Origin of the sequence: Acinetobacter sp. FDAARGOS_494 (assembly GCF_003812225.1) — a bacterium.
GTDB lineage: Bacteria > Pseudomonadota > Gammaproteobacteria > Pseudomonadales > Moraxellaceae > Acinetobacter > Acinetobacter baumannii.
Genome location: NZ_CP033866.1, coordinates 3,537,840 through 3,556,524 on the forward strand (window position 1 = coordinate 3,537,840; position 18,685 = coordinate 3,556,524).

Genomic DNA, 18,685 nt, shown 5'->3' on the forward strand with positions numbered 1-18,685 from the left:
GAATCTTATTTAGAGCTTATTTAACTTTATACTTAACCATAAATTTATAAAATTCAATAGATTAAATCAAAGGCTATCTGCTTTAGTTCAAATTTTATTGTTTTTAAAATGTAAAATTTTTATTTTATAAAAGTCGACAAAAAGATTTTTTATGTAAAATTAAAGAGTTAATGAAGGTTGAAAATTTAAAACTTTGGAAAATTAAAAGTTATTTATCGACCTTAATGATTGTTGTGGGTTAATATTTCGCAAGAAAAGAAAAAACGACTGATGCGTAAACAAACCCGCGTGTGTCTGTCGTTTTTTTTCATGTATGCTGTCCTTAGTTCAAGAGTTGATTTGAAATGCACTGTGATATTTATAGATCGAGCAAAAAAGATGAAATGTACATTTATATTGCTCGTCCAAACTATCCTGATGAAACGGAGCAAGCCGATCCGTTTGAAAAAGTTCCAGAAGCTGTTTTACAAGCCTTTGGCCGTGCAACGTTTGTCATGCATTTAGAATTGGCTCCAACACGTAAATTAGCGCGTGTAAATGTTTTACATGTTCTAGACTCATTACAAACAAAAGGCTTCTTTATTCAGATGCCGCCAGAAGGGTTAATTAACCCAAATGCAGTTGAACCAGAGGGCTTACGTGGTGCGTGAAGATCAAGCTGGAATTTTAAATCAATTACTTTCTTCTCTCGATGCAATTCCTGAAGAGATTATTGCTTTAACAGCTTATGGCGTTGGCGCTATTATTGCCTTGTGGTGCTGGTGGCGTTTAATGCGCCGCTTACCTACCACTTTGGGCGCAATAAGCTGGTTAGTTGTTTTTGCTATTTTGGTGACACCGACTGTTTCAGAAGGGCCTAATGCATCTGTAGCGCCAGCTATTTTTGGACTACTATTTGGTGTTTTAACTAAAGACAGTCCTTTAATCTGGTCAAATTTATCCTTAATTCTGTTTGTAATCGGTCTAGGTTTGGTTATTGGCTATTGTTGGTCAAAATATATAACAAACAAAAGCATGCGTTCCATCTAACCATTGAAATAGAAAAATAAGGTCTCTACATGTCTGCTGATACCCAACATTTTACCGGTACAGATCAATATATCGCGACTGATAGTCTTAAACTTGCTGTAAAAGCAGCTCGTGCTTTGCAAAAGCCTTTATTGGTTAAAGGTGAGCCGGGTACAGGTAAGACTTTACTTGCCGAGCAAGTGGCAGAAAGTCTTGGTTTAAAACTCATTACTTGGCACATCAAGTCAACGACTAAGGCACAGCAAGGCTTATATGAATACGATGCTGTGTCTCGTTTGCGTGATAGCCAACTGGGTGATGATCGTGTTTACGATATTAAGAACTATATTAAGCCCGGTAAATTGTGGGAAGCTTTCACCAGTGAAGAGCGCTGTGTGCTTTTAATTGATGAAATTGATAAGGCAGACATTGAATTTCCAAATGACCTGTTACATGAACTTGATAAAATGTCTTTTTATGTTTATGAAACAGGCGAAACAATTACAGCTACTCAACGTCCAATCGTAATTATTACTTCAAATAATGAAAAAGAATTACCAGATGCTTTCTTGCGTCGCTGTTTCTTCCATTACATTGAGTTCCCAGATGAAGCAACGATGCGCGAAATTATCTCGGTACATTTCCCGAATATCTCTGCAACTTTGGTAAATGAAGCGCTTCAAGTTTTCTTCAAGCTCCGTGAAATTCCTAACTTGAAGAAACCACCATCTACATCTGAACTGATCGATTGGTTGAGTCTGCTTATGGCAGATGATATGCCTGAAGATGTACTACGTAATCGAGATACATCAAAAGCTATTCCACCTTTGTATGGCGCACTCATTAAAAACGAACAAGATGTGCAACTGCTTGAACGTTTGGCTTTCATGTCGCGACGTTAAAGGAGGGAATAACCCATGTTTGTGCGGTTATTTTACACCTTACGAAAATATGGTGTTCCAGTTACGACTCGTGAACTGATTGACTTAAATCGTGCAGTAAGCGAAGGGCTAGTTTTTGCCGATCAAGAAGAGTTCTATCAACTTGCTAAAACCATTTTAGTTAAAGATGAACGTTTTTTTGATAAGTTCGATCGTGCCATGAAAGATTACTTTGATGGCATAGAAACCTTTGATATTGATGAGTTACTCAAACAAGTTCATAAATTACCAAAAGACTGGTTCGACTTAGAACTTCTAGAAAAGCATTTAACACCAGAGCAAAGAGCTGAACTTCAAAAAGCAGGTTCTTTAGAAGAACTGATGAAAATGCTAGAAGAGCGTTTACGTGAACAGCATAAAAAACATCAAGGTGGTAACCGTATGGTTGGCACGGGTGGAACTTCACCTTTTGGGGCTTTTGGTGACCATCCGGAAGGCATCAGAATTGGTGGGCCGGGCCGTAAGCGTTCGGCGGTTAAAGTCTGGGAACAGCGTAAATACCAAAATCTAGATGATGACCAAGTTCTTGGTACCCGCCAAATGCAAATTGCTTTACGACGTTTACGTAAATTTGCAAGACACGGTGCTGCCGAAGAGTTAGACGTTGACGGTACAATCCGTGAAACGGCCAAGCAGGGTATTCTTGACGTTCAAATGGTGCCAGAGCGTCGAAATCGAATCAAAGTGCTCATGTTGTTTGATGTAGGTGGTTCGATGGATGCACATATTGCCCAATGTGAAAAGTTATTTAGCGCAGCTAAAACAGAATTTAAAACGCTTGAATACTTTTATTTCCATAATTGTCTTTATGACTATGTTTGGAAAGATAACTACCGAAGAACAGCTACTCGCATGAACACATGGGACTTGTTTCATACCTATGGACGTGACTATCGTGTAATTGTCGTAGGTGATGCCAGTATGGCACCGTATGAGCTGAAATCGGTAGGTGGCTCGGTTGAATATATGAATGATGAAGCAGGTGAAGTTTGGTTACGTCGCTTACGTCAGCATTTTGATAAAACAGCATGGTTAAACCCTGAAACAGAAGGGTATTGGCATTACACTCAAACAATTGGTTGGATTAAAGAGATTTTTGAAAACCACATGTATCCAATGACTCTAAAAGGCATTGAGGACTTAACGCGTTACCTTTCTCGATAAACTTGATAACTTTAATAATTTAAAAAGAGGGATGATATGCAACATCAAATTAATGGTATTGCTTTACCAAATGAACAAGGATTTTTTGGTGAGTATGGAGGTCAGTTTATTCCTCCGCATTTAAAAGAAGCAATGGATGAAATTAATGTTGCTTATGAAGAAATTCGCCATACACCAGAATTTCAAAATGAATTAGCAGACCTCTTTGCAAATTATGTCGGCCGTCCAAGTCCTTTATTTTATGCAAAACGCCTTTCAGAACAGTTAGGTGGCGCACAAATTTATTTAAAGCGTGAAGACTTAAATCATACGGGTGCCCATAAAATTAATCACTGTTTAGGTGAGGCTCTACTTGCTAAATATATGGGCAAAAAGAAAGTTATTGCCGAAACGGGTGCGGGTCAACATGGGGTTGCTTTAGCAACAGCTTGTGCTCTAGTGGGTATTCCATGTGAAATCCACATGGGGCAAGTTGATATTGAAAAAGAACATCCAAATGTGGTCAAAATGAAAATTTTGGGCGCTCATTTGGTGTCAGTAACTCGCGGTACAGCAACCTTAAAAGATGCTGTAGATAGCGCGTTTGAAGAATATTTAAAAGATCCTAAAAACTTTATTTATGCGATTGGTTCTGTGGTTGGTCCCCATCCATTTCCTAAAATGGTTCGAGATTTTCAATCAATTATTGGTAAGGAAATTAAAGAGCAGACGCATCAACGATTTGGTAAAAACCCAGATTATGTTGTCGCATGTGTCGGTGGCGGTTCAAATGCAATCGGTGCCTTTACAGCTTTTTTAAATGATTCAGATGTGAAACTTGTAGGAGTTGAACCTGCTGGGCATGGGCTAGATACAAATATGCATTCGGCAACCCTAACATTAGGTAAACCAAGCCAAATTCATGGTATGGCATGTTATGTTCTTGAAAATGAGGCTGGTGAACCTTTACCTGTGCATTCTATCGCTTCAGGATTGGACTATCCTGGTGTTGGGCCACAACATAGTTTCTTAAAAGATTTAGGCCGTGTGGAATATAGCATTGCAACTGACCAAGAATGTTTAGATGCGTTTATGACCTTATCACGAGTTGAAGGTATTGTTCCTGCGCTTGAAAGCTCACATGCTGTCGCATGGGCAATACGTGAAGCGCCAAAACTGTCGAAAGAAACCATGATCGTGGTAAATCTGTCGGGTCGTGGCGATAAAGATTCTGATTATGTGGCAGAAAAACTTAAGCTTTAAACTAAAAATACTTAAAGAGTGGCCCATTTTGAAAGGCCGCTTTTTTATTTTATAGACTAAATTTCACCCTACTTAAAAGTTCATTATTTCTTAATTAAAACAAAGTATTTTGTTTTTGAGCCATGACTGTTCGAGATAGATATGTAAAACACTGGTTCACAAGGCAAAGCGTTGCTTTGCACTACCTCACTCAGTAGAATAGTCACTTTGCAAAATTTGCCTTTGGAGACGCCTAAGTGGAGCGACCGACGATTAGCCCTGAACATTTACAGGAAGCTGCTGAAAATTTATCAACAATTCGAGATTTTATTCGTTTTGGGGTGTCAGCATTACGTCAATATGATGCACATTTAGGACAAGGTACTGAAGATTATTTCGCAGAAAGCTCTGCATTAGTTTTACAAACCTTATCTCTTGAATGGTCAGCAGATTCAGAGATTTTAGATGCGAAGCTTTTACCAAGTGAAAAAGCAGAATTCTTAAGCTTGTTGGAACGCCGTATTAATGAGCGTATTCCGACTTCTTATTTATTAAATTTAGCTTATTTCTTTAATAAGCCATTTTATGTGGATGAGCGCGTACTTATCCCTCGCTCACCAATTGCAGAGTTAATTGAGCAACGTTTTGCGCCATATTGTTTAGATGAAAATGGCCAAATGCGTGAAGCGCTTAATAACTTACCAGAAAATACCAAGCCTAAAACTCCACAACGTATTTTAGATATGTGTACAGGTTCTGGCTGTATTGCGGTAGCTTTAGCTTATGCTTATCCTGATGCAGAAGTAGATGCAACAGACATCTCTAAAGAAGCTTTAGAAGTAGCATCAATTAATGTTGAACATCACAATAAACAATACCAAGTTGCATTACTTGAGTCGGATTTATTTGAAAAAATTCCAGCTGAAAACCAATACGATTTAATTGTAAGTAACCCTCCGTATGTTGATGCCGAAGACATGGCTGACTTGCCGGAAGAGTTTTTACATGAACCTGAACTTGCATTGGCAGCAGGCCAAGATGGTTTAGACCTGGTTCGTAAAATGCTTGCTCAAGCGGCAGATTACTTAACGGAAGATGGTCTTATTGTTATTGAAGTCGGTAACTCTGAATGGGCAATGCGCCAAAACTTTAATACAGTTGATTTCAACTGGCTTACTTTCCAAAAAGGTGGTTCAGGTATTTTTGCTTTGACTGCTGAACAATGTCGTCGTTATAGAAAATTATTTGAAGAACAAGTTTAAGGAGTTGTACATATGGCAGGGAACAGTATTGGACAACTCTTTCGTGTGACTACATGCGGTGAATCGCATGGGGTTGGTTTAATGGCAATTGTTGATGGAGTGCCACCAGGCCTTGCATTAACTGAAGAAGATTTGCAAAAAGATCTGGATCGCCGTAAGCCGGGAACCTCGAAATTTGCGACTCAGCGTAAAGAGCCTGATCAGGTTGAAATCATTTCTGGTGTGTTTGAGGGTAAAACTACTGGTACGCCAATTGGTTTACTCATTCGCAATACAGACCAAAAATCGAAAGATTATGGAAATATTGCACAAACTTTTAGACCGGGTCACGCAGATTACACTTATACGCAAAAGTATGGTTTCCGCGACTATCGCGGCGGTGGTCGTTCAAGTGCTCGTGAAACTGCTATGCGTGTTGCAGCTGGTGCTATTGCGAAGAAATATCTAGCAGAAAAATTTGGTGTTGTGATTCGCGGTCATGTGACTCAAATTGGTAATGAAGTTGCTGAAAAACTAGATTGGAATGAAGTTCCAAATAATCCATTTTTCTGTGGCGATGTAGATGCTGTTCCTCGTTTTGAAGCATTAGTTACATCTTTACGTGAGCAAGGTACAAGTTGCGGTGCTAAGTTAGAAATTTTAGCCGAAAAAGTTCCTGTAGGTTGGGGTGAGCCTGTCTTTGATCGTTTAGATGCTGATATTGCACATGCAATGATGAGTATTAATGCGGTTAAAGGTGTTGAAATTGGTGATGGTTTTGCTGTAGCAGGACAGTTCGGACATGAAACACGTGACGAATTGACTAGCCATGGTTTTCTAGCAAATCATGCTGGTGGTATTTTAGGTGGTATTTCAAGTGGCCAGACCATTCGTGTGGCGATTGCACTAAAACCAACAGCAAGTATTACTACTCCGGGTAAAACGATTAATTTAAATCGTGAAGATACTGATGTGTTAACTAAAGGCCGTCATGACCCGTGTGTGGGCGTTCGAGCAACTCCGATTGCAGAAGCAATGTTAGCGATAGTTCTAATGGATCATTTCTTACGCCACCGTGCTCAAAACGCGGATGTTGTTCCTCCATTTGCGCCAATCGAACCATAGTCAGTTCTAATCAGCGTATTTAAAAAGCCACATAAACAAAATTATGTGGCTTTTCTATTTTTATTGAAATCACATGATTACCTTAAAAATAAATCATTAAGTTAGATCTACAATTTGTTCTTCATTCAAAGCAATTTGATATTGATTGCGGCCATTTGTTTTTGCCTGATAGAGCGCATGATCAGCACGACTAACAAAAGCAGAAATTGAATCATTTAAACGTGGAATTGTGGTCGCCACGCCAACACTAATGGTTACGTATGGTGAAACACTACTACATGGATGAACAATAGCAATTTTCTTAATTGCATTCATTAATCTTTCGGCCTGAATTTTGGCTTGTTGTGCATTTGTCATTGGGAACAGAAGTAAGAATTCTTCACCGCCATAACGGGCAACCAAATCGCCACTACGAGCAGCAATTGAGGAAATTGCAGTCGCAATATCTTTTAAACACTGATCACCCTTGAGATGGCCTAAGCTATCGTTATATGGTTTAAAGAAGTCAATATCAACCATCATAATAGTAAGAGGAGTCTCATGGCGTAATGCGCGTCGCCATTCATTATCAAGTGTTTCATCAAGATAACGTCGGTTAGCAAGCCCGGTTAAAGCATCTTGTTGAGAAAGCAGTGACAGTTGTTGAGCTTGTTGCATGAGTTCAATACGGTTGAGCTCAATCATACAGTTTTGTAAATAGTTTTCACGGTGCTGACGATCCGTAGCATAGGCAAGGGTCATGCCTAAGAAACTACTAAACGTATATGTACGGTTCAAGAAGGTCCAGTCTATGTCTCCGTTCAAATAGGTGCTTACCAAAATACCAATAAGACCGCCGACCCATCCTGCAATAATGGCAGTATAAAAACGCATGCCTACCGCACCATAGATAATCACAATGGCATACATCATTGCTGCATGAAAAAGTACATTATCTTGGCCATTTTCTAAAACGTTAATTAAAATAAATGTTATGGCAACGGCAGCGGAAGAGCCAATTCCGACATAATAATCAAACCACTGATTTAATTTTTTAATAAATGATAAAATCCAGGCGATTAAAACAATTATGCCTACCCAAGAATAATAGCTTAACCAGGATAAAACTTGTTCGGTTGGTAAGACTTGGTATATACCAAAGCTTAAAAATAAATATAATATTAAAATAATAGGTGCTCTATAGCGAAACTCATAGGCTGCACCATTTTGATATTGAAAACGATATATCGTTTCAAGTTGCTTTGGAAACCATACGAAATTTAATCCGCGTGTGGTTAATAAATCTATTTGTTCCTGTCCCAATATATTGGAACCTTGCAACTTCATAATTAATGCTCTCTATATTGGAAGTTGGCATAAAATGAGACTTGTTTTATTAAAGTTCCATCTAAAAGTATTGGTTATATAATGTGTGGTTTATTTAAAATAATAATACAGATTTTTTAAAAAAGTAATGATTTTTACGCCCCCTAATTGTGATAAAAATCACGACATTTCAATGATTAGCGTCACAATTATCTAAAGATTCGAAACCTTTGAGAAAAAATTACAAATGGTCGATTAAAGATTGTATCTTTATCATTTTCGGATAGACTTATAGCCGTGAAGTACAGATGATTGCTGTCATATAAATAGGAAAATTAGCAATGACTGCTCTAAATCAATATGGAATGAGTTTAGAAATTACGCCGCATAATGGATGGTCTCAGCGGTTTTGGGAGGATCTTTTACCAGTGAAGGAGCGGGTGAGTAAACATCCGTTTTTTACTGAAATGGCCAATGGGGGATTGAGCCTAGAAAGTTTCCGTTATGCTTTACTTAATTTCTATCCATTAGTAGCGCATTTCCCGTCCTATATGGCTGGTGCGTTAGCTAAAGCAACTGCTTTTGCAGAACCTGGCGTTACTGAAACAAGAGATTGGTTAATTCAAAATATTAAGGTTGAAGAGCGCCATTTACAGTGGTATCGGGATTGGGCTAGAGGTTTTGGATTAACGGTAGAACAACTCGATAGTGTTCGCCCACCAGCTTCGATGAATGCGGTGAATCATTTTCTTTGGAATATGAGTCACCGTGGCAACTTGGCTGAATGTCTGGCAGCGACCAATTTGGCAATTGAATGGGCGACAGGTGACTGGTCTATTCAAGTCTATAAAGGCATACACGCTTATACGGATCATCCGGAAGTTACCATTGATAAGCGTTCTTTAGCCTGGTTACGTGCACATGCTCATTATGATGATTTACATCCTTATGAAGCCATGGAGCTGATTAAACGTTTGTGTAATGAACGTCCTGATTGGCAGCAAAAAGCATTTCATGCGGCGGAAGAAGGGCTGCGGTATTATGAATTAGCTTTAGACGATTGCTATAGAGTACAGCTTCAAGCCTCTGCTTGATCTCATCTTAAAAAGGGAGAATATTCTACATATTCTCCCTTTTATTTTATTCAAGCAATTTTAAGAGCTTTGCCCGATAAGGTGTTTCTTCAGGCAGAAGTTCAAGTAAGCGCTCAACTGCATCAACACGGTCAGGAACACGGCTAACCACACGTAATAGTTGGTCTACATCATCAATTTTATAGATAACATGACTCAAGCGGGCGTCAAAGCAATCTCTCCAAGCACACAAAAACGGACTTTCTGACTTGGCTAAAAAACTACCTCTATACAGTGTTAAAGTGGTTGCAGTAAAACCTAAGTTTAGTGCTTGCTCAGCCATGAGAAAGTCACATTGAATTTCACAGTTAAGTCTATATGGTCGTGACTCGATCACATCGGGAATCAGGTTTCGAAGCTGTGAGAGCTCAGCTTTTAGTGTAGTGGTACTCACTGGTCGATCGCCATATAAGGCATAGTGAAGCTCTTCTAGGTTTATGCCTTCCGGACATAAAGCAAGAATACATAAAATTTCGATTTGACGCTGCGTGAGTGTCAAGCCATGTTGATTGTATTGAACCTTAGGCGTGCCTAGCGCCTTAATATATAAAATGTTCTTTTGATGAAGTTGAATGGCTTGCTTTACAATATCGGCACAGCGTTCAACAGCTAAAATTCCAAGTGAGTTATGCTTTTGATATTTAGTTGATAAGTTCATAATGCCGTAAAACTGGCCTGTGTTTGCATCGGTGATAGGCGCTGCATAACATACCCAGTCTCTAACGCTGTTCATCTGATTTTCATGTGAATAAACACAACTTGCAGAATGTGTATTTAGGGCAAGACCAATTGCATTTTGACCAACTGCTTGGGTTGACCATTGTCCACCTTCAACAAAATGGACTTGTTCGGCAGATGAACGCATAGGCGTACTACTCCATGTCCAGAGTAAAGTACCGTGAGGGTCAGTCACCCCAATTGCCATATCTGCATCTTCAGCAATATGCATCAAATTTCTATGGCACTCTTGGATTGAACGACCGAATAAGGAATGTTGCCATTCCTGATCTAGATCAAATATAGGAGCCGCATCTAGATCGAGTGACGGCTTTTTTCCTAAACAAGGTGTTTCAGAGATTGTTTCCGGTCTAAAGAAAGACGGAAGGTTGTCTGTAGAAGGCAATAATAATTGTTTTGACATATCCATATCGAAGTTCCTTTATCGTTGAAATGGCGTATCCGTGGCCGCTCAACAGGTTTAGCTTTCTTATTGTGACTATTTCCTCGTTATTTCATTTACCTTAAATAATTTTAAACGGTTTGACTATTATCCTATTGGGTAAGTTTTGTTATTTCGCCTCGCCCTATGACAAAACATCCTCTCTTGAAAATGGCTTTGGTGCAGATTCACCGAAATATTGCCGATCGGCAAAATAGCTAGAACGGACCATTGGCGCACTCCAGATATTTTTAAAGCCTAAACGCTGGCCATGCTGAGTGTATCTTTCAAATTCTTGTAAATTCACAAACCGGTGAATAGGGGCATGTGATTTAGAGGGCTGTAAATATTGTCCAATAGTCACTAAATCTACATCATGATCTTTTAAATCATTGAGTAGAGCAATAACCTCAGCTTCAATTTCTCCTAACCCTACCATTAGGCCACATTTAGTTTTGATATCAGGACAGTATTTTTTAAAACGTTTTAATAAATTTAACGAATGCTGATAGTCCGAACCGGGGCGCATTGCTTTATATAAACGCGGCACTGTCTCAATATTATGATTAAACACATCGGGTGGTGATAAGCTTAATGTAGAGAGTGCTGTTTCTAAACGGCCACGAAAGTCCGGAACTAAAATTTCAATTAGCGTATCTGGACAACGGTTTCTGATTTCTTCAATACACTTCACAAAATGTGCTGCACCACCATCGTGTAGATCATCACGGTCTACAGAGGTAATGACTACATATTTTAAGTTTAGGTTAGCGACCGTCTCAGCTAGATGTTTAGGTTCATTTTCATCTAAAGGCATTGGACGACCATGTGCTACATCGCAGAAAGGGCAACGTCTTGTACAAATATCTCCCATAATCATAAATGTTGCCGTACCACCACCAAAACATTCAGGTAGATTTGGACATGCGGCCTCTTCACAAACACTATGTAGCTTTTGTTGGCGTAATAAATTTTTGATACGTTGAATTTCTTCGAAATCAGTTATTTTTGCTCGAATCCATTCAGGTTTTTTAGGTAGTTCTTCGGTAGGTAAAATTTTAATAGGAATACGAGAAACTTTATCTATTCCTCTTAACTTAATACCTGTCTCTATTTGCCTTTTTAAGTCCATATATAAAATTCCATTTTATATTAAATAAATTTGCAACTAGACTAGTTATAATAAAAAACCTTATTTCTATAAATAAGAAATAAAGAATTTATTAATGCGTATAGTGCACAGCAAATATTATAAATTAATAAAGGTTGGTTAAAGGTTTGTTTTACAAGTATATGAAATGAATTAAAATTTTTTAATTTTATTTTTGTGGCGTAAGTTTGTGAAAAATAAAAATTAATAGCTAAAAAACTTATTTTAAACTTTTTAGTCTAATAGCATATTAAATTAAATTGAGCTTTATTATTTATAGCGAAATATATAAAACTCGCTGAAACTTGGTTGATTTTTAATAATCAAGATAATAAAGGAAAAGGATATGCAATTAACGGAAGAGCAATTACTCGCAGCATATAAACGCATGCGTGATATTCGTGAATTTGAAGATCGACTTCATGAAGAAAATACCAATGGTGATATTCCAGGCTTTATTCACTTATATAGCGGAGAAGAAGCTGTAGCAGTCGGGATTTGCGAAAACTTAACCGACAAAGACTATATCACTTCAACACACCGTGGACATGGACACTGTATTGCAAAAGGCTGTGATATTCACGCCATGATGCTGGAAATTTTCGGTAAAGATGACGGACTATGCCGTGGAAAAGGCGGTTCTATGCATATTGCCGATTTAGATAAAGGTATGCTCGGTGCCAACGGGATTGTGGGTGGTGGGCCTCCTTTAGCAATTGGTGCAGCGTTGACAGCGAAAACCTTAAAGACTGGTGGCGTCGGACTGTCTTTTACAGGTGATGGTGGTTCAAACCAAGGCCTTACTTTTGAAGCGATGAACATGGCTGTTGTTCTTAAACTTCCAGTAATTTTCGTTTTTGAAAATAACGGCTTTGGCGAAGGTACTGGTCATGATTACGCAGTAGGAAGTAAAGACATTGCTGGTCGTGCAGCAGGCTTTGGTTTACCGGCAGTTAAAGTTGATGGTACAGACTTCTTTGCTGTCTATGAAGCCGCTCAAACTGCCATTGAACGTGCGCGCCGTGGTGAAGGTCCAAGCGTGATTGAAACCATCACAAACCGTTTTTATGGCCACTTCGAAGGTGATCCTGGCTTGATTCGTTCTAAAGAAGAAGTCGAGTTCATCAAAGAAAATAAAGATCCTTTGAAAATTTTCCGTGAGAAAGTCAAAGGCAAAATTGATGAAGCCAAACTAGACGAGATTGATGCAGCTTCAAAGGCAAATGTTGATGATGCCGTTGCTAAAGCCCGTGCTGCGGCATATCCGAAACCAGAACAACTCCTTACTGACGTCTATGTCTCTTACTAAAGGAATAGTAAAGATGCCAAATAAAAGTTTTCGTAATGCAATTAAAGAAGCCATTGAATCAGAAATGCGCCGTGATCCAACCGTATTTGTTGTTGGTGAAGATGTTCGTGGTGGACACGGCGGTAAAAACACTGAAGAAAACCAGTTAGAAGGTTTCGGTGGTGTATTGGGCGTAACCAAAGGTTTATGGACAGAATTTGGTTCGGAACGTGTTATTGATACGCCAATTACCGAGTCTGCAATTATCGGTATGGCTGCTGGTGCTGCAGCAACAGGTTTACGTCCTGTTGCCGATTTAATGTTTATGGATTTCTATGGCGTGTGTCATGACATGCTCTATAACCAAGCCGCTAAATTCCGTTATATGTTTGGCGGAAAAGCAAAAGCACCAATGGTTGTACGTGGCATGATTGGCGCAGGTTTCTCTGCGGCAGCTCAGCATTCTCAGTCACCATATAACGTATTTGCTGCGGTTCCGGGCTTAAAAGTTGTAGTACCATCTAGCCCATATGATGTGAAAGGGCTGTTAATTCAGGCTATTCGTGATGATGACCCTGTAGTGTTCTGTGAGCATAAAATGCTTTATGACATTAAAGGCGAAGTTCCAGATGATGCCTATACTATTCCTTTTGGTGTAGCAAATTATACCCGTGAAGGGACAGACGTGACCATTATTGCTTTAGGCTTGATGGTACATCGTGCTAATGAAGTGGCAGACAAATTGGCAAAAGATGGTATTTCGGTTGAAGTGGTAGACCCTCGTACAATTTCACCTCTGGATGAAGAAGGAATTTTAGAGTCTGTTGCGTCGACTGGACGTGTGGTTATTGTGGATGAATCAGCTGCACGTTGTGGTTTTGGACATGATGTTGCTGCACTAGTTGCACAGAAAGGTTTCCACTATTTGAAAGCACCTGTTGAACTTGTAACGCCACCACATACGCCTGTTCCATTCTCTCCAGTTTTAGAAAAAGAATGGATTCCAAGTGTAGAGCGTATTGAGCAAGCTGTGCGAAAAACATTGGAGGCTTAGGATGAGCGAAATTAAAACGCTGGAGATCCCAAAATGGGGATTATCCATGGAAGAAGGCACGATCGCCCAATGGTTGATTAAAGAGGGTGATAGCTTTAATAAGGGCGATGAAATTTGTGAAATTGAAACCACAAAAATCGTCAATGTGTTAGAAGCGCCTTTTGCTGGAACGCTCCGTAAAATTTTAGCGAAAGATGGTGATACTTTACCTGTTGGTGGACTTATTGCCGTATGTGCTGATAATGAAGTTTCTGATGCAGAAATTGAAAAGTTTATCGCATCACTAGGTGGTTCAGCAGCTCAAGCACCTGCAGCACCTTCGGAACAAAGTAAAGCGGAAACATCTGTACCTGTTGCTGAAAAAGCAGAACAGCCACTGACTACAGCAGCTAGTGCTTCAGCTCCTGCAAAGGTAGCTAAAGGGGACTACGCTGTACCAGAGTCATTACAAGGCTATCAAACATCTGATGATTTGTTTGCAACACCACATGCGTTAAAGCTTGCAGAAAAGCACAATGTAAACTTGGCAAAAGTCACAGGTTCTGGTCGTGAAGGACGTATTAGTGTTCAAGACATCCAGAAGACTGTACAGGCTGCTGGTGGTCAGTGGCCTGATGTTAAGCAGCAAACTCAAACTAAAGTGGTTAAATCTACAGCTGATGATAGCCAAATTTTAGCGACGCCTGTAGCACGCCGTTTAGCAAAACAATGGGGCATTAACCTAAATGACTGCCGTGTTTCAGGTACTCGTGGCCGTGTCTGTAAAGAAGATGTTGAGGCAGTTTACTATCGTAATAACCCAGTGTCGGTAAGTGAACAACCTTTGCAATGTGCAACTCAACCACAATCAACCGTTACGACGGTGGCGATGAATGGGATGCGTAAAGCGATTGCTTCACGGTTACAGGCTGCAAAACGTAACGCACCGCATTTCCGCTTAGTGGTCGATCTCAACGTAGAAGCTTTGCAAAAACTACGTAAGCAGATTAATGAGACTGTTCCACAAGTGAAACTTTCTATTAATGACATGCTAATTAAGGCAGCGGCGGCGGCACTGATTAAAGTACCTGAAGTGAATGTTCAATTTGATGAGGCGACTCAATCAATTTTACAGTTCTCTCAAGCGGATATTTCGGTGGCCGTAGCGATTCCAAACGGTTTAATTACACCCATTGTAAAAGCAGCAAATCAAAAATCGTTGGCACAAATTTCCGATGACATGCGTGATTTGGCAACTCGTGCTAAGACTGGCAAGTTACAACCTGACGAGTTTCAGGGTGGTAGCTTTAGCATTTCAAATTTAGGAATGTTAGGCATTAAACAGTTCGATGCCATTATTAACCCACCGCAAGGTGCAATTATGGCATTAGGTGCTTCGGAATCTCGTGCTGTTGTTGAAAATGGCAATGTAGTGGTTCGTGAGATTGTCACAGCGACGTTGTCATGCGATCACCGAGTTATTGATGGCGCAGTTGGGGCGAAATTCTTGGCCAGCTTTAAGCAGTTTGTTGAAAACCCTGCTTTAATTTTGGTGTAGGAGAACCCGCATGTCAGAAGCTCAATTTGATTTAATTGTGATTGGCGCGGGACCGGGTGGGTATGTGGCTGCAATTCGTGCAGCCCAGCTCGGGTTAAAAACCGCAATTGTAGAAGAGCGACATTTAGGCGGAATTTGTCTAAATTGGGGCTGTATTCCAACCAAAGCTTTGCTTGCAGGGGCAGAGCTCGCAACCCAGTTTAAACATGCCGGACAGTTTGGTTTTCAGGTATCCCAACTCGATTTTGATATTCAAAAGCTTGTGCAACATAGCCGACAAGTGTCAGCTCAATTAGTACAAGGCATCGATTACTTGTTGAAAAAGAATCAGGTCACTGTTTTTAGTGGTCGCGCTCAACTTACAGCGAAAGAAAAAATTGAAGTGACCGATGCTCAAGGTAATAGGCAGGCTTTGAGTGCACCACATATCATTTTGGCAACTGGAGCTAAAGCCCGACATGTTCCTCAACTTCCTGTCGATGGAACATATGTCTGGAGCTATAAAGAAGCGCTTGTTCCAGAGCAGTTACCGAAAAGTTTACTGGTTGTAGGTTCAGGTGCAATTGGTAGTGAGTTTGCTAGCCTTTATCAAGATTTGGGATGTCAGGTGACCCTTATTGATTTGGCTAAACAAATTTTACCGACCGAAGATGCAGAAGTTGCCCAATTTGTCAGAAAACAATTTGAACAAAAAGGTATGAAAGTCTTAACCGATGCTGTCGTTCAAAGTATTCAGATTGAAAATGAGCAAGTCCACTGTGTGGTTGAAACGGCAAATGATGTTCAAACGCTTGTTTTTGACCGCGTGCTTTCGGCAATTGGTGTACAGCCGAATACCACAGGGCTAGGACTAGAACGTTTAGGTGTAGAACTCAATCCACAAGGTTTTGTGGCAATTGATGACTATTGTAAAACCAACGTAGCAGGGCTTTATGCCATTGGTGATGTTGCTGGGGCGCCTTGTCTCGCTCATAAAGCGAGCCATGAAGCCATGATATGTGTCGAGAAAATCGCTGGTGTGGCAAACGTCCATTCACTCGACCGTAGCCAGATACCCGGTTGTATTTTTACACATCCACAAGTGGCAAGTATTGGTTTAACGGAAAATGCAGCAAAAGCTAAGAATCTACCTATACGTATTGGTAAGTTTTCTTTAACTGCAAATGGTAAAGCTTTAGCAATTGGAGATGCGTCAGGTTTCGTTAAAACGGTGGTACATGCAGAAACGGGTGAATTACTTGGTGCACATATGGTGGGCCATGAAGTGACCGAACATATTCAAGGATTTGCGATTGCGAAATATCTAGAAGCAACTGATGAAAGTTTAGCTCAAGTGATTTTCCCGCATCCAACATTATCAGAAGCCATGCATGAATCCATTTTGGCTTCAATGCAACGAGCGATTCATATGTAGAAATTCTACATTTACAGGAGTTGAACATGGTTAAGGGATTACAAAATAAAGTCGCTTTAGTGACTGGGGCAGCCCAAGGCATTGGCCGTGGGATTGCCCTGCGCTTGGCGCAAGAAGGAGCACATATTGCATTAGTTGATATGAAACAAGATCGACTGAACGATGTGCAGCAGGAAATTCAAGCTTTAGGTGTAAATGCGAGCACATTTATTGCTGATGTCAGTGACCGCGAGCAAGTGTATGCTGCTATAAATCATGCTGAGCAGGCTCTTGGTGGGTTTGATGTCATGATTAATAACGCTGGAATTGCACAAGTTCAAGCGATTGCTGATATCACACCTGATGAATTCCAAAAAATTGTTGATATTAATATTGGTGGAGTACTGTGGGGAATACAGGCTGCTGCTGCAAAATTTAAACAACGCGAACATAAAGGTAAAATCATTAATGCTTGCTCAATTGCGGGCCACGATGGGTTTGCTTTACTCGGTATTTACTCGGCAACCAAATTTGCGGTACGAGCACTTACCCAAGCTGCGGCAAAAGAATATGCCAGTCACGGTATTACGGTAAATGGATATTGCCCCGGAATTGTCGGAACGGACATGTGGGTTGAAATCGATAAACGTTTTGCTGAAATTACCGGTGCTGCAATTGGTGAAACTTATAAAAAGTATGTGGAAGGCATTGCTTTAGGTAGAGCCCAAACACCAGACGATGTAGCCGCATTAGTTGCTTTTCTGGCAAGTGAAGATTCAGACTATATTACGGGTCAATCCATTTTAACGGACGGCGGAATTGTCTATCGCTAAAACAACATCCTGATTTGAGGGAGATAATAATGAAAGCAGCGCGTTTTTATGACAGAGGTGATATTCGTATTGAAGATATCCCTGAACCAGAAGTCACTCCCGGCACTGTAGGCATTAAGGTAGCTTGGTGTGGAATCTGTGGTACAGATTTGCACGAATTTATGGAAGGACCAATTTTTATTCCACCGTGTGGACATCCGCATCCTATTTCAGGCGAATCTGCGCCGATTACTATGGGACATGAGTTTTCAGGTGTGGTTTATGCCGTAGGTGAAGGTGTCGATGATATTGAAATTGGTCAGCATGTAGTCGTAGAGCCTTATATTGTGGCTGATGATGTGCCGACTGGACCGGGCGATAATTATCATCTTTCCAAAAATATGAACTTTATTGGTTTAGGCGGTCGTGGCGGTGGCTTATCGGAGAAAATTGCGGTTAAACGCCGTTGGGTGCATCCAATTTCCAATAAAATTCCATTAGATCAAGCGGCCTTAATTGAACCGTTATCGGTGGGTCATCATGCTTTCGTACGTAGTGGTGCAAAGGCCGGTGATATTGCACTGGTTGGCGGTGCGGGGCCAATTGGTTTATTGCTTTCGGCAATTTTAAAAGCGAAAGGGCTTAAGGTCATCATTACCGAACTAAGTGCCAAACGTAAAGAAAAAGCCAAAGAGTCGGGAGTTGCAGATTATATTTTAGACCCGTCAGAAGTTGATGTTGTTTCTGAGGTCATGAAAATTACTAATGGCGATGGTGTTGATGTTGCGTTTGAATGTAGTAGCGTTAACAAGGTGTTAGATACTTTGGTCGCGGCAGTGAAACCAACAGGCGTTATAGTTATTGTTTCGATTTGGAGCCACCCAGCATCAATTAATGTGCACAGTGTGGTAATGAAAGAGCTTGATGTACGCGGCACAATTGCCTATGTAAATGACCATCAGGAGACTATTAAACTGGTTGAAGAAGGTAAAATAAATCTTGAACCTTTTATTACGCAGCGCATTCAACTTGATGATTTGATTTCACAAGGTTTTGAAACCTTAATTCATAACAATGAGTCAGCCGTTAAGATTATTGTACATCCATAAATAGACACTTAAGCCTATAAAAAAGAGCGAATCATCGCTCTTTTT

At 40.1% G+C, this 18,685-nt stretch carries 17 protein-coding genes; 14 read left to right on the forward strand and 3 right to left on the reverse strand.

The window, feature by feature from the left end; genetic code table 11:
- Positions 1–389: 389 nt before the first annotated feature.
- From EG365_RS17290 to aroC, 7 genes are all read left to right on the forward strand, one after another.
- Positions 390–650, forward strand: a complete 261-nt coding sequence (locus tag EG365_RS17290) for a YcgL domain-containing protein (protein ID WP_188146221.1) — start codon at positions 390–392, stop codon at positions 648–650.
- Complete coding sequence (locus EG365_RS17295) at positions 643–1,029, forward strand: hypothetical protein (protein ID WP_001206390.1); 387 nt, start codon at positions 643–645, stop codon at positions 1,027–1,029. The genes EG365_RS17290 and EG365_RS17295 overlap by 8 nt, the downstream gene beginning before the upstream one ends.
- Before the next feature lie 29 nt (positions 1,030–1,058).
- Positions 1,059–1,910, forward strand: a complete 852-nt coding sequence (locus EG365_RS17300) for an AAA family ATPase (protein WP_001271636.1) — start codon at positions 1,059–1,061, stop codon at positions 1,908–1,910.
- Positions 1,911–1,925: 15 nt separating this feature from the next.
- Positions 1,926–3,113: a vWA domain-containing protein gene (locus tag EG365_RS17305; RefSeq protein ID WP_000498058.1), complete on the forward strand. Its 1,188-nt coding sequence runs from the start codon at positions 1,926–1,928 to the stop codon at positions 3,111–3,113.
- Positions 3,114–3,149: 36 nt separating this feature from the next.
- A complete protein-coding gene (trpB, locus tag EG365_RS17310) occupies positions 3,150–4,355 on the forward strand; it encodes a tryptophan synthase subunit beta (protein ID WP_001164652.1) in 1,206 nt (401 codons plus the stop codon).
- Positions 4,356–4,591: 236 nt separating this feature from the next.
- The gene (prmB, locus tag EG365_RS17315; RefSeq protein WP_000441019.1) at positions 4,592–5,596 is read left to right on the forward strand and encodes a 50S ribosomal protein L3 N(5)-glutamine methyltransferase; all 1,005 of its coding nucleotides are present in this window, start codon (positions 4,592–4,594) and stop codon (positions 5,594–5,596) included.
- A gap of 12 nt (positions 5,597–5,608) precedes the next feature.
- On the forward strand, positions 5,609–6,700 hold the full coding sequence (gene aroC / locus EG365_RS17320) for a chorismate synthase (protein WP_000918448.1): 1,092 nt from the start codon (positions 5,609–5,611) through the stop codon (positions 6,698–6,700).
- Between the two features lie 96 nt (positions 6,701–6,796).
- On the opposite strand, the gene EG365_RS17325 is transcribed toward aroC, so the two are convergent.
- Positions 6,797–8,026: a GGDEF domain-containing protein gene (locus tag EG365_RS17325; protein ID WP_000775755.1), complete on the reverse strand. Its 1,230-nt coding sequence runs from the start codon at positions 8,024–8,026 to the stop codon at positions 6,797–6,799.
- Between the two features lie 320 nt (positions 8,027–8,346).
- Between EG365_RS17325 and EG365_RS17330 the strand changes: the two genes are divergently transcribed.
- A complete protein-coding gene (locus EG365_RS17330; protein ID WP_000126114.1) occupies positions 8,347–9,099 on the forward strand; it encodes a TenA family transcriptional regulator in 753 nt (250 codons plus the stop codon).
- Positions 9,100–9,145: 46 nt separating this feature from the next.
- Here EG365_RS17330 and EG365_RS17335 read toward each other — a convergent pair whose 3' ends face one another.
- Positions 9,146–10,285, reverse strand: a complete 1,140-nt coding sequence (locus EG365_RS17335; protein ID WP_000367590.1) for a helix-turn-helix domain-containing protein — start codon at positions 10,283–10,285, stop codon at positions 9,146–9,148.
- Positions 10,286–10,442: 157 nt separating this feature from the next.
- Positions 10,443–11,429, reverse strand: a complete 987-nt coding sequence (gene lipA / locus EG365_RS17340; protein ID WP_000364555.1) for a lipoyl synthase — start codon at positions 11,427–11,429, stop codon at positions 10,443–10,445.
- A gap of 364 nt (positions 11,430–11,793) precedes the next feature.
- On the opposite strand from lipA, the gene EG365_RS17345 reads away from it, so the two are divergent.
- The 6 genes from EG365_RS17345 to EG365_RS17370 are packed head-to-tail and all read left to right on the forward strand — an operon-like array spanning position 11,794 to position 18,640.
- On the forward strand, positions 11,794–12,756 hold the full coding sequence (locus EG365_RS17345) for a thiamine pyrophosphate-dependent dehydrogenase E1 component subunit alpha (protein ID WP_001177517.1): 963 nt from the start codon (positions 11,794–11,796) through the stop codon (positions 12,754–12,756).
- A 13-nt stretch (positions 12,757–12,769) separates the two neighbouring features.
- On the forward strand, positions 12,770–13,789 hold the full coding sequence (locus EG365_RS17350; RefSeq protein ID WP_001133054.1) for an alpha-ketoacid dehydrogenase subunit beta: 1,020 nt from the start codon (positions 12,770–12,772) through the stop codon (positions 13,787–13,789).
- 1 nt (position 13,790) lies between these two features.
- Positions 13,791–15,326, forward strand: coding sequence for a 2-oxo acid dehydrogenase subunit E2 (locus EG365_RS17355; RefSeq protein WP_001289726.1), 1,536 nt, complete (start codon positions 13,791–13,793; stop codon positions 15,324–15,326).
- 10 nt (positions 15,327–15,336) lie between these two features.
- Positions 15,337–16,740: a dihydrolipoyl dehydrogenase gene (gene lpdA, locus EG365_RS17360; RefSeq protein ID WP_001287534.1), complete on the forward strand. Its 1,404-nt coding sequence runs from the start codon at positions 15,337–15,339 to the stop codon at positions 16,738–16,740.
- Between the two features lie 26 nt (positions 16,741–16,766).
- Complete coding sequence (locus tag EG365_RS17365; RefSeq protein ID WP_000238447.1) at positions 16,767–17,552, forward strand: acetoin reductase; 786 nt, start codon at positions 16,767–16,769, stop codon at positions 17,550–17,552.
- A 29-nt stretch (positions 17,553–17,581) separates the two neighbouring features.
- The gene (locus tag EG365_RS17370) at positions 17,582–18,640 is read left to right on the forward strand and encodes a 2,3-butanediol dehydrogenase (RefSeq protein WP_000642313.1); all 1,059 of its coding nucleotides are present in this window, start codon (positions 17,582–17,584) and stop codon (positions 18,638–18,640) included.
- Positions 18,641–18,685 lie beyond the last annotated feature (45 nt).

Bases quoted from the DNA above. Each gene is read 5' to 3' on its own strand.
- EG365_RS17300 (WP_001271636.1), top strand. From the start codon at position 1,059: ATGTCTGCTGATACCCAACATTTTACCGGTACAGATCAATATATCGCG.
- EG365_RS17305 (WP_000498058.1), top strand. From the start codon at position 1,926: ATGTTTGTGCGGTTATTTTACACCTTACGAAAATATGGTGTTCCAGTT.
- trpB (WP_001164652.1), top strand. From the start codon at position 3,150: ATGCAACATCAAATTAATGGTATTGCTTTACCAAATGAACAAGGATTT.
- aroC (WP_000918448.1), top strand. From the start codon at position 5,609: ATGGCAGGGAACAGTATTGGACAACTCTTTCGTGTGACTACATGCGGT.
- EG365_RS17325 (WP_000775755.1), bottom strand. From the start codon at position 8,026: ATGAAGTTGCAAGGTTCCAATATATTGGGACAGGAACAAATAGATTTA.
- EG365_RS17330 (WP_000126114.1), top strand. From the start codon at position 8,347: ATGACTGCTCTAAATCAATATGGAATGAGTTTAGAAATTACGCCGCAT.
- EG365_RS17335 (WP_000367590.1), bottom strand. From the start codon at position 10,285: ATGGATATGTCAAAACAATTATTATTGCCTTCTACAGACAACCTTCCG.
- lipA (WP_000364555.1), bottom strand. From the start codon at position 11,429: ATGGACTTAAAAAGGCAAATAGAGACAGGTATTAAGTTAAGAGGAATA.
- EG365_RS17345 (WP_001177517.1), top strand. From the start codon at position 11,794: ATGCAATTAACGGAAGAGCAATTACTCGCAGCATATAAACGCATGCGT.
- EG365_RS17350 (WP_001133054.1), top strand. From the start codon at position 12,770: ATGCCAAATAAAAGTTTTCGTAATGCAATTAAAGAAGCCATTGAATCA.
- EG365_RS17355 (WP_001289726.1), top strand. From the start codon at position 13,791: ATGAGCGAAATTAAAACGCTGGAGATCCCAAAATGGGGATTATCCATG.
- lpdA (WP_001287534.1), top strand. From the start codon at position 15,337: ATGTCAGAAGCTCAATTTGATTTAATTGTGATTGGCGCGGGACCGGGT.
- EG365_RS17365 (WP_000238447.1), top strand. From the start codon at position 16,767: ATGGTTAAGGGATTACAAAATAAAGTCGCTTTAGTGACTGGGGCAGCC.
- EG365_RS17370 (WP_000642313.1), top strand. From the start codon at position 17,582: ATGAAAGCAGCGCGTTTTTATGACAGAGGTGATATTCGTATTGAAGAT.